Origin of the sequence: Neoaquamicrobium microcysteis, assembly GCF_008180155.1 — a bacterium.
In the GTDB taxonomy this organism is placed as follows: Bacteria; Pseudomonadota; Alphaproteobacteria; order Rhizobiales; family Rhizobiaceae; genus Aerobium; species Aerobium microcysteis.
On the sequence record NZ_VSZS01000063.1, the window covers coordinates 131,532 to 140,642 of the forward strand.

General features: G+C 66.3%; 8 protein-coding genes. 1 reads left to right on the plus strand and 7 read right to left on the minus strand.

Annotated features, from left to right (window positions below; translation table 11 throughout):
- Positions 1-57: 57 nt before the first annotated feature.
- From FY036_RS12655 to katG, 4 genes are all read right to left on the minus strand, one after another.
- A complete protein-coding gene (locus FY036_RS12655) occupies positions 58-1,341 on the minus strand; it encodes an RsmB/NOP family class I SAM-dependent RNA methyltransferase (RefSeq protein WP_148915096.1) in 1,284 nt (427 codons plus the stop codon).
- 85 nt (positions 1,342-1,426) lie between these two features.
- The gene (locus tag FY036_RS12660; RefSeq protein ID WP_201744752.1) at positions 1,427-2,074 is read right to left on the minus strand and encodes a YoaK family protein; all 648 of its coding nucleotides are present in this window, start codon (positions 2,072-2,074) and stop codon (positions 1,427-1,429) included.
- A gap of 35 nt (positions 2,075-2,109) precedes the next feature.
- Positions 2,110-2,727 carry a L,D-transpeptidase gene (locus FY036_RS12665; RefSeq protein WP_148915097.1) on the minus strand — a complete coding sequence of 206 codons (618 nt, stop codon included), beginning with the start codon at positions 2,725-2,727 and terminating at the stop codon, positions 2,110-2,112.
- A 200-nt stretch (positions 2,728-2,927) separates the two neighbouring features.
- Complete coding sequence (gene katG, locus FY036_RS12670) at positions 2,928-5,105, minus strand: catalase/peroxidase HPI (RefSeq protein WP_148915098.1); 2,178 nt, start codon at positions 5,103-5,105, stop codon at positions 2,928-2,930.
- 198 nt (positions 5,106-5,303) lie between these two features.
- Between katG and FY036_RS12675 the strand changes: the two genes are divergently transcribed.
- On the plus strand, positions 5,304-6,296 hold the full coding sequence (locus FY036_RS12675; RefSeq protein WP_148915099.1) for a hydrogen peroxide-inducible genes activator: 993 nt from the start codon (positions 5,304-5,306) through the stop codon (positions 6,294-6,296).
- On the opposite strand, the gene FY036_RS12680 is transcribed toward FY036_RS12675, so the two are convergent.
- The 3 genes from FY036_RS12680 to FY036_RS12690 all read right to left on the minus strand — a co-directional run bounded on the left by FY036_RS12680 (position 6,198) and on the right by FY036_RS12690 (position 9,048).
- A complete protein-coding gene (locus tag FY036_RS12680; protein WP_201744762.1) occupies positions 6,198-6,587 on the minus strand; it encodes an MAPEG family protein in 390 nt (129 codons plus the stop codon). The genes FY036_RS12675 and FY036_RS12680 overlap by 99 nt on opposite strands.
- Before the next feature lie 116 nt (positions 6,588-6,703).
- Entirely contained in the window at positions 6,704-8,206 is a 1,503-nt protein-coding gene (guaB, locus tag FY036_RS12685) for an IMP dehydrogenase (protein WP_148915101.1), read from the minus strand.
- A 146-nt stretch (positions 8,207-8,352) separates the two neighbouring features.
- A complete protein-coding gene (locus tag FY036_RS12690; protein ID WP_148915102.1) occupies positions 8,353-9,048 on the minus strand; it encodes a hypothetical protein in 696 nt (231 codons plus the stop codon).
- Between the last annotated feature and the right edge of the window lie 63 nt (positions 9,049-9,111).

Sequence of the window (9,111 nt, forward strand, 5' to 3'; positions counted from 1 at the left end):
AACCAACGCGTGTTTTGGCCAGAACGGCTTAACGTGAACGCGGTTCCCTTGGTGCCGTCACGACCGCGTCAGCGCGCTGAAAAAGAACCCGTCGGTGCCGGTGGCGGCCGGCGTGAGTGCAAGGCCCGTGCCCGAAAAGCGTGCGCGGCCCGGCTGGCCGCCGGCGATGCCCGCCCAAAGCTCCTCGTGGTTGCCGACGGAAAAATCCGGGTTTGCCGCCAGAAAGTTCTCGATCTGCTTCTGGTTTTCCTGGGGGAAGATGGAACAGGTGATGTAGACCAGCCGGCCGCCCCGCTTCACATAGGATTTCGAGGCTTCGAGAATGGAGGCCTGCTCGCGCAGCCGCACATCGAGCTGGCGATCGGTGAGCCGCCATTTCGCGTCGGGCCTGCGCCGCCACGTGCCGCTGCCCGTGCAGGGCGCGTCGACCAGCACGAGGTCCATCTCGCCCTCAAGGGGCGCCAGGCCGGCTGCGCCCGCAACCGTCTGCACATTGCGGCTGCCGGCGCGGCGAAGCCTGTCGAAGATGGGCGCGAGGCGCTGCTTTTCGGCATCGTGCGCGAATATCTGGCCGCGATTGTCCATCGCCGCCGACATCGAAAGCGTCTTGCCGCCCGCGCCGGCGCAATAGTCGAGCACCTGCATTCCCGGCGCGGCGCCTGCGAGGTCCGCGACGATCTGCGAACCTTCGTCCTGCACCTCGAACCAGCCCTTGCGGAAGGCAGGCTCGGCCTGGACGTTGGGGTGGCGGCCGTCGCCCGCGATCGGCGGAATGCGGATACCGTCGGCGACAAGGACGGAGGGTGTCGCGCCGGTCCCCTCAAGCTCGGACAGCACCTTTTCGCGCGTCGAGAGCAGCGTGTTGACCCGCAAATCCAGCGGAGGGCGCGCCGCAAGCGCGGCGATCTCGCCCACCCAGTCCGCGCCGAAGGCGTCCTCCACCAGCGGCACGCACCAGTCCGGGCAGTCGGCACGCACGGCATCCGGCGCGTCGTCCAGCGTCCTGCCGGATAAAGCGGAACGCTCTTCCTGCGAGAGTTCGGCAGGGGCGAAGCGGTCGCCATCGAGCGCGGCGTTGATGGCGGCTGCGTCCATCCCCCATTCCAGCATCAGCGCGCCGAGCGCCAGCGCGCGGGAGGAATCGGCATCGAAAAGCCATCCGGCAGAGCGCTTGCGGCGCAGCGCGTCGTAGACGATGTTGCCGATTGCGGCACGATCGCCGGAGCCGGCGAAACGGTGCGACAGGCCCCAGTCCTTGAGGGCGTCCGCCGCGGGGCGGTGCCGCCTGTCGATGTCGTCCAGTATCTCGATGGCTGCTGCCAGCCTGCCGCCCAGTCTCATATCGGTGTTCCCGCTTCGGTTGACCCGTCGCCCGCTGTTAGACGGTTCGGGGACGGGCGGCAACCGACCGCGACGAGAAAGCGCCTTAGGCCGTCTCGATGCCGAGATTGGGGACGAAGAAAAGCACGGCGATGATGGCCGAGGCCGCCGCCGCGATCCAGATCGCGCCGAGGCCGAGGGCGAGGAAGGCGGTCGCCCCCATTACCGCGCCGAGCGCGAGACCAAGCCACAACAGCGCATACCAAACCCACGACGTGCGGCTGCCGCCGCGCAGGGCCGCCGCGATGTGCTGGCCCATCTTGACGAGTGTGCCTGTCATGTAGGTGACGCCGATGCTGACCTCGCCGTTGCGCTCGAAAACCGTGTTCTCCGCGCCCATTGCGATGGCAAGGAAGACTACCGCCAGCCAATGGTGACCGGCAGCGGCTGCAAGCCCGGCGGAAAGCAGCATTGCGGTGACCAGCACCATCACCCAGCCGGGCTTGCGCGCGGGCACTGCCTGCCGCAACAACGTGCCGGCGACCACGCCTGCGACGAAAAGAAGGATGAGGAAGGCGGGCAGCCAGGTCTGCGGCTCCGCCTCGGCGATCGACGCGCCCAGACGCGTCGTGTTGCCGGTCATGAAGGAAACGAAGTAGCCGCCCAGATGAAGAAAGGCGACCGCATCGACGAAGCCGGCGAGCGCGGCCATGGGCATGGCGACGAGCCGCTCGCTCGGCGGATGCTGGATCACTCAGGCCGGCTCCGGGCCATCCCGCGTGTGCCGCTTCAGGCCTGGATGACGACGACGTTGGCGCCCACGGGCACACGCTCGTAGAGGTCCACCACGTCGTGGTTGAGCATGCGCACACAACCGCTGGAGACGGCGAGGCCGATGGAATCGGGCTGGTTGGTGCCGTGGATGCGGAACATGGTGTCGCGGCCGCCGCGATAGAGATACAGCGCACGCGCGCCCAGCGGGTTCGTCAGGCCGCCCGGCACGCCGCCCGCATACTGCAGGTTCCGAGGATCGCGGTTTATCATGTTGGCCGTGGGGGTCCAGTTCGGCCACTCGGCCTTGCGGCCGACGGTAGCGGCGCCGCGCAAGGCCAGCCCCTCGCGGCCGACGCCGATGCCGTAGCGCATGGCGCGCCCGTCACCCATCACGTAATAGAGCCGGCGCTCCGGGGTGTTGACCACGACGGTGCCGGCCTTGTGCTTGCCGTCATAGGCGACTTCCCTGCGGCGCAGCTCCGGCTTGATCTTTTCGGGCGATAGCGCGGCCAGCGGAAATCGCGGATGCGGCACTGCGGCATAGTTCTGGAAATCGGTGCGATACTCGGTGACCGAGCAGCCTGCTGCAAACAGCGGCAATCCGATCAGGAACCCGCGGCGCGAAATTGTCATGACGTCCCCCAAACCCTTGGCTCATGCAAAGCAGTATGGCTTTATGGTTAACGAAAACTTTCCGGACGGCAAAGTGTGTTAACCGCATCCGTTGGTCGAGCGGATTAGACTTCAGGAACCGCCTCTATACAAGCCAAACGGGCGCGGATTGCTCCGCGCCCGTTCACATTTTCGATGGCTGGCAGGTGTTGCCAGTAGGCTCACGCCAGATCGAAACGATCCGCGTTCATCACCTTGTTCCACGCAACCACGAAGTCGCGCACGAACTTCTCCTTCGAATCATCAGTCGCATAAACCTCGGCGAACGCGCGAAGCTGCGAGTGCGAACCAAAGATGAGGTCGACGCGGGTCGCGGTCCACTTCAGCGTGCCGGACTTGCGGTCGTGGCCCTCATAAGCGTTCTGGCCTACCTCGTTCCACACCGTGCCCATGTCGAGCAGGTTGACGAAAAAGTCGTTGGACAGGACGCCCGGACGATCGGTAAACGCGCCGTGCTTCGAGCCGGCATGGTTTGCGCCAAGCACGCGCAGGCCGCCCAGCAGCGCGGTCATCTGCGGCGCGGTGAGCCGCAAAAGCTGTGCCCGATCGACCAGAGCCTCCTCCGGAGCCATGAACTGGCGACCGGAGAGGTAGTTGCGGAAACCATCGGCGCGCGGCTCCAGAGCCGCGAAGGACTGGACGTCGGTCTGCTCCTGCGAGGCGTCCATGCGGCCCGGCGTGAACGGCACCGAGACCTCGACGCCGCCGTCCTTCGCCGCCTTCTCGACGGCCGCTGCACCGGCGAGCACGATGAGGTCAGCCAGAGAAACCTTCTTGCCGCCGCTTTGTGCCGCGTTGAACTCGGCACGGATCGCTTCCAGCCTGTCCAGCACTTTGGCCAGGGTGGCCGGCTCGTTGACTTCCCAGTCCTTCTGCGGGGCCAGACGGATGCGCGCCCCGTTGGCGCCGCCGCGCTTGTCGGACCCGCGGAAGGTGGAGGCCGACGCCCAGGCGGTCGAAACCAGCTCCGTCACCGACAGGCCCGATGCGAGCACCTTCGCCTTGAGATCGGCGATGTCCTGATCGCTGACCAGCGCGTGGTCGACCTCCGGAACAGGGTCCTGCCAGATGAGCGTTTCCTGCGGCACGAGCTTGCCGAGGTAGCGCACCCGCGGACCCATGTCGCGGTGGGTAAGCTTGAACCAGGCACGGGCGAACGCATCGGCGAACTGGTCGGGGTTCTCGTAGAAGCGGCGTGAAATCTTCTCGTATTCCGGGTCGAAGCGCAGCGACAGGTCGGTGGTCAGCATAGTCGGCCGGTGCTTCTTCGCCGGGTCGAACGCGTCGGGCACGGTCGCCTCGGCGTTCTTGGCCACCCACTGCTTCGCGCCAGCGGGGCTGGTCGTCAGCTCCCACTCATTCTCGAACAGGTTCTTGAAGAACAGGTTGCTCCACTGAGTGGGCGTCTGCGTCCAAGTGACTTCAGGCCCGCCGGTGATGGCGTCAGCGCCGAAGCCGGTGCCGTGGGTGCTCTTCCAGCCCAGGCCCTGATCCTCGATCGCGCCACCCTCGGGGTCGGGACCGATCAGCGATGGGTCGCCCGCGCCGTGCGTCTTGCCGAAAGAGTGGCCGCCGGCGATCAGCGCGACCGTCTCCTCGTCGTTCATCGCCATGCGGAAAAACGTCTCGCGGATGTCGCGGGCCGCCGCGATCGGGTCCGGGTTGCCGTTTGGGCCTTCCGGGTTGACGTAGATCAGGCCCATCTGCACCGCGCCGAGCGGCTCGGAGAGCTGGCGCTCGCCGCTGTAGCGCTCGTCGCCCAGCCAGGTGCCCTCAGGGCCCCAGAACAGCTCCTCCGGCTCCCAAACATCGGCGCGGCCACCGGCGAAACCGAACGTCTTGAAACCCATGGATTCCAGCGCGACATTGCCGGTGAGGATCATCAGGTCGGCCCAGGACAGCTTGCGGCCGTACTTCTGCTTGATCGGCCAGAGCAGACGGCGGGCCTTGTCGAGGTTGGCATTGTCCGGCCACGAATTGAGCGGCGCAAAGCGCTGCTGGCCAGCACCCGCGCCGCCGCGCCCGTCGGTGATGCGGTAGGTGCCAGCGCTGTGCCAGGCCATGCGGATCATGAGACCGCCATAGTGGCCGAAATCTGCCGGCCACCATTCCTTGGAATCGGTCATCAGCGCGTGCAGGTCGGCGATCACCGCGTCGAGGTCGAGGCTCTCGAACTCCTTGGCGTAGTCGAAGTCCTTGCCCATCGGGTCGGAGAGGTCGGAGTTGCGGTGAAGGCTCTCGATATCGAGCTGCTCAGGCCACCAGTCGCGGTTTCTGTGGCCGCGCGACCCACCCGAAAACGGGCACTTGCCCGCATTGTCTTCAACCTTCTTGTCCATCTTTCTCTCCGCTCGTCTGGCGATTGCTAGAATCGTTCCGCATCGGACCGGACCGGCTTCAAGCGGTCGATTCCGAAGCATTTTCGGAGCCTTGGCGGGGAATCCCGCTTGGCTCCTCAATCTGGAATGGTTCCAAACTAACGCCGCCGCGCCATAGAAACAAATTGCGTTTCCTACTCGTTTCGATAATTTCTGCTTATGATACGACTGACGATACGGCAGATGGAATATTTCGAGGCGCTGGTCGAGACCCTGCATTTCGGCAGGGCGGCCGAACTGGCCGGCGTGACCCAGCCGGCGCTGTCGTCGCAGATCGCCGAGATGGAGGAGCGGCTTGGCAGGAAGCTGTTCGAGCGCGGCGGCAAAACCGTTCATCTGACGGAGGACGCTCGCATGCTACGGCCTCGCATCGAACGCGTGCTGGCCGAGATGCGCGAGATCGAGACGACGGCGCGGCGTGGCCGAGGCGCGATGGAGGGGCGTTTCCGGCTGGGCGTCATCCCCACGGTCGCGCCCTACCTTCTGCCGCAGCTTCTGCCGGAACTGCGCAAGCGGTTTCCGGCGCTTGCGATCGAGCTGCGAGAGGCCGTGACCGCAACGATGATCGAGGAAACCGCCGCCGGGCGGCTGGACGGCATGATCGCTGCCCTGCCGCTGGAGCATCCCGCTGTAGCGGTGGAGCCGCTGTTCGAGGATCGCTTCTTCCTGGCGGTCCCCGCGTCGGACCCCGGCTTCGTCGCGCCGCCCGTACCGCCGGAAAGCCCCGCGCTGGAACGGCTGATGCTGCTGGAGGAAGGCCACTGCATGCGCGAGCAGGCGCTGGCGATATGCGGAAGCGTTCGCCCCGCCGCGATGGCGAACTACGGCGCGACCAGCCTGACGACGCTGCTGCAGATGGTGGCGCACGGCCAGGGCGTGACGCTGATACCCGAGATGGCGCGGACGGCCAGCGAGGCGATGCCGGACCTCCGGGTCGTACCGTTCGCCGACCCGATGCCGGCGCGGCGGCTGGCGTTCGCATGGCGCAGAAATTCGAGCCGGCAGGGCGAATGCCGGTCGCTCGCAGCCATTATTCGCGGGCTGGCCGCCGCGTCAGGCGCCGAGCAGGTGGATGGCCAGCAGCACCCACATCACGAACACGACGATGAAGCCGAGCGTGAAAGCGGGCTGGCGGTAGCGAATCCGGTTTGACGTGACGTGGATGAAGCTGTGCACATAGCGCGACAGCACGAACACCCAAGCCAGCACCAGCGCCAGCGTTCCCGCTCCCGCCGTGGCGTAGAGCGCCAGACAGCCGATGTGGAACAGGACCGGCAGCTCGAACTGGTTGGAAAGCGCATTGCGCGCGAACAGGCTTTCGGCAGGTTCGTTCAGGTTCTCCCGGAACTGTGAAATCTTTACGCTGCCGTTGGTCACAGCCTCCTTGCGACGAACGCCCAGCAGCGCGTAGAGCGCGAATACGAGCGCGACATGCGCGATCATCGGCCAGAAGATTGCTGTCTGGTTCACTTCAACTACCCCGCCGTCCAAATGCTGCAATAATTCTACGGTGCGCGCGCCGCAACGGATCTGCGAAGGCGCGCCGAAAGACGATAAGCCTACATCCCGCCCGGATAGTTCGGGCTTTCGCGCGTGATCGTCACGTCGTGGGTGTGGCTTTCGCGCAGGCCTGCATTCGAGATGCGCACGAAGGTCGCGCGCTCGCGCAGTTCGGTCAGGTTGGCCGCGCCGACATAGCCCATCGCCGCCTTCAGGCCGCCGACGAGCTGGTGAAGCACGCCGCCGACAGGCCCCTTGTAAGGCACCTGTCCCTCGATGCCTTCCGGCACCAGCTTGAGCGTGTCGCGTACCTCGGCCTGGAAATAGCGGTCGGCCGAGCCGCGCGCCATCGCGCCGACGGACCCCATGCCGCGATACGCCTTGAAGGAGCGGCCCTGGTGCAGATAGACCTCGCCCGGGCTTTCATCCGTGCCGGCCAGCAGCGAGCCGATCATCGCGGCCGAAGCACCGGCCGCCAGCGCCTTGGCCAAGTCGCCCGAGAACTTGATGCCGCCATCGGCGATGATGCCGACGCCTGCGCGGTCGGCGGCCTCAACCGCCGACATGATGGCGGAAAGCTGCGGCACGCCGACGCCCGCCACGATGCGGGTGGTGCAGATCGAGCCCGGCCCGATACCGACCTTCACGCCGTCGGCGCCGGCATCGATGAGCGCCATGGTGCCGTCGGCGGTGGCGACGTTGCCCGCGATGATGCGCACGGAGTTGGAAAGCTTCTTGGCGCGCGCGACCGCATCCAGCACGCGCTGCGAATGGCCGTGGGCTGTATCGATGACTAGAAGGTCCACCCCGGCGTCTATCAGGCGCTCCGCGCGCTCGAAGCCGTCATCGCCGACGCTGGTAGCCGCCGCCACGCGCAGGCGGCCCTGCGCATCCTTGGCAGCGTTGGGATTGAGCTGCGACTTCTCCATGTCCTTGACGGTGATGAGGCCGACGCAGCGGCCGGCATCGTCCACCACCAGCAGCTTCTCAATGCGGTGCTGGTGAAGCAGGCGCTTGGCCTCGCCCTGTTCGACATTCTCACGAACGGTGACGAGCCGCTCTTTCGTCATCAGTTCGCTGACCTTCTGCGCCGGATCTGAGGCGAAGCGCACGTCGCGGTTGGTAAGGATGCCGACGAGGCGGCCAGTGGTGTGGCCGCCGCTGCCGCCGTTCTCGACCACCGGAATGCCGGAAATGCCGTGCGTGCGCATGAGCGCCTGCGCGTCACCCAGCGTCGCGTCCGGCCCGATGGTCAGAGGGTTGACCACCATGCCGCTCTCGAATTTCTTGACCTGGCGGACCTGCTCGGCCTGCTCCACGGGCGAGAAATTGCGGTGGACGACGCCGATGCCGCCGGCCTGCGCCATCGCGATCGCCAGCCGCGCGTCGGTCACGGTGTCCATCGCGGCCGACAGGATCGGGATGCTCAGCTCGATGTCGCGGGCGATCTTCGTGGAAACGTCGGTCTGGCCGGGCATCACCTCGGAGTGGCCGGGCTGAAGCAGCACGTCGTCGAAGGTGAGCGCCAGAGCGCCGGTTGCGGTCTCGATTATTCTTGCCATTGCCGATCCTTCGACTTTCGGGTGCGCGGGAGGAGCGCCCTGACCCGGAGGCTGGCGGCGACTCGTTTTCTCCCTTTCAGGATGGCGGTGGCTGGTAACACGGAGATGGCGGAAAGGGAAGCGCAGATCGCGTTGCCGATGCCCGCTCAGAAATCCTGCACGTAGACCAGCCGGGGCAACACCCTGCCGCTCTCGGGCTGACCGTCGAACTGCGGGCGACGCAGCGATTCCTCGATACCGGCTATCACGTTGGGCGGAACCGGTTTGCAGGATCGCGGGTCGTCATTGTCCCACAGGCCCTTTGCGACGAACGAATCGACCGCGCCGTATATGGCATCCGGCGCCAGCGCGCGCGGCGGCACCTTCTCCTGCCGAATGAGCGCCTGGATGATGCCGCCGAGGATGTCCGCGGACATCGGGAAATCCACGTTGCGCACCTTTTCCGCCTCGTCGTGATCGCGCCGGTCGAGCGTGCCGACGCCGTCATGGACGATGCAGTGGTGGGCAACGAACAGCCAGTCGTGGACGATGTAGGCCGGCCCGTAGCCCCAGGGCGAGAACCCGACCACGCCGCGCACCGCGCGCGGGATCGAGCCGCCGTCGGTATAGATCGCGCCGGGCCGAATGGTCGTGACCCCGAGCCTTTGGGCGACGTGCTTCGGCAGCGTGTAGACCAGCGGGTCGTCGTAATAGGGGAAGTAGACGAAACGGTCCTCGCCGTCCCAGAACACCATCAGCTTGCCGGACACGATGCCGGGGTCGTTGGGATCGACGCGCGGCGGCGGCGTCGAGCACCCCCATAGACCGAAGAGGCAGATCAGAAACAGCGCCGTCCTGCGCATGGCTGCGTCCTCCCGCGACCGGGTCTCCCCTCCCCTTCGCGACGGCGCGTATTGTAGCACCGG

What these genes read in the sequence shown, in the direction of transcription:
- FY036_RS12675 (WP_148915099.1), top strand. Translation starts at nt 5,304, where the DNA reads ATGATACGACTGACGATACGGCAGATGGAATATTTCGAGGCGCTGGTC.
- katG (WP_148915098.1), bottom strand. Translation starts at nt 5,105, where the DNA reads ATGGACAAGAAGGTTGAAGACAATGCGGGCAAGTGCCCGTTTTCGGGT.
- FY036_RS12680 (WP_201744762.1), bottom strand. Translation starts at nt 6,587, where the DNA reads ATGATCGCGCATGTCGCGCTCGTATTCGCGCTCTACGCGCTGCTGGGC.
- FY036_RS12690 (WP_148915102.1), bottom strand. Translation starts at nt 9,048, where the DNA reads ATGCGCAGGACGGCGCTGTTTCTGATCTGCCTCTTCGGTCTATGGGGG.
- guaB (WP_148915101.1), bottom strand. Translation starts at nt 8,206, where the DNA reads ATGGCAAGAATAATCGAGACCGCAACCGGCGCTCTGGCGCTCACCTTC.
- FY036_RS12665 (WP_148915097.1), bottom strand. Translation starts at nt 2,727, where the DNA reads ATGACAATTTCGCGCCGCGGGTTCCTGATCGGATTGCCGCTGTTTGCA.
- FY036_RS12655 (WP_148915096.1), bottom strand. Translation starts at nt 1,341, where the DNA reads ATGAGACTGGGCGGCAGGCTGGCAGCAGCCATCGAGATACTGGACGAC.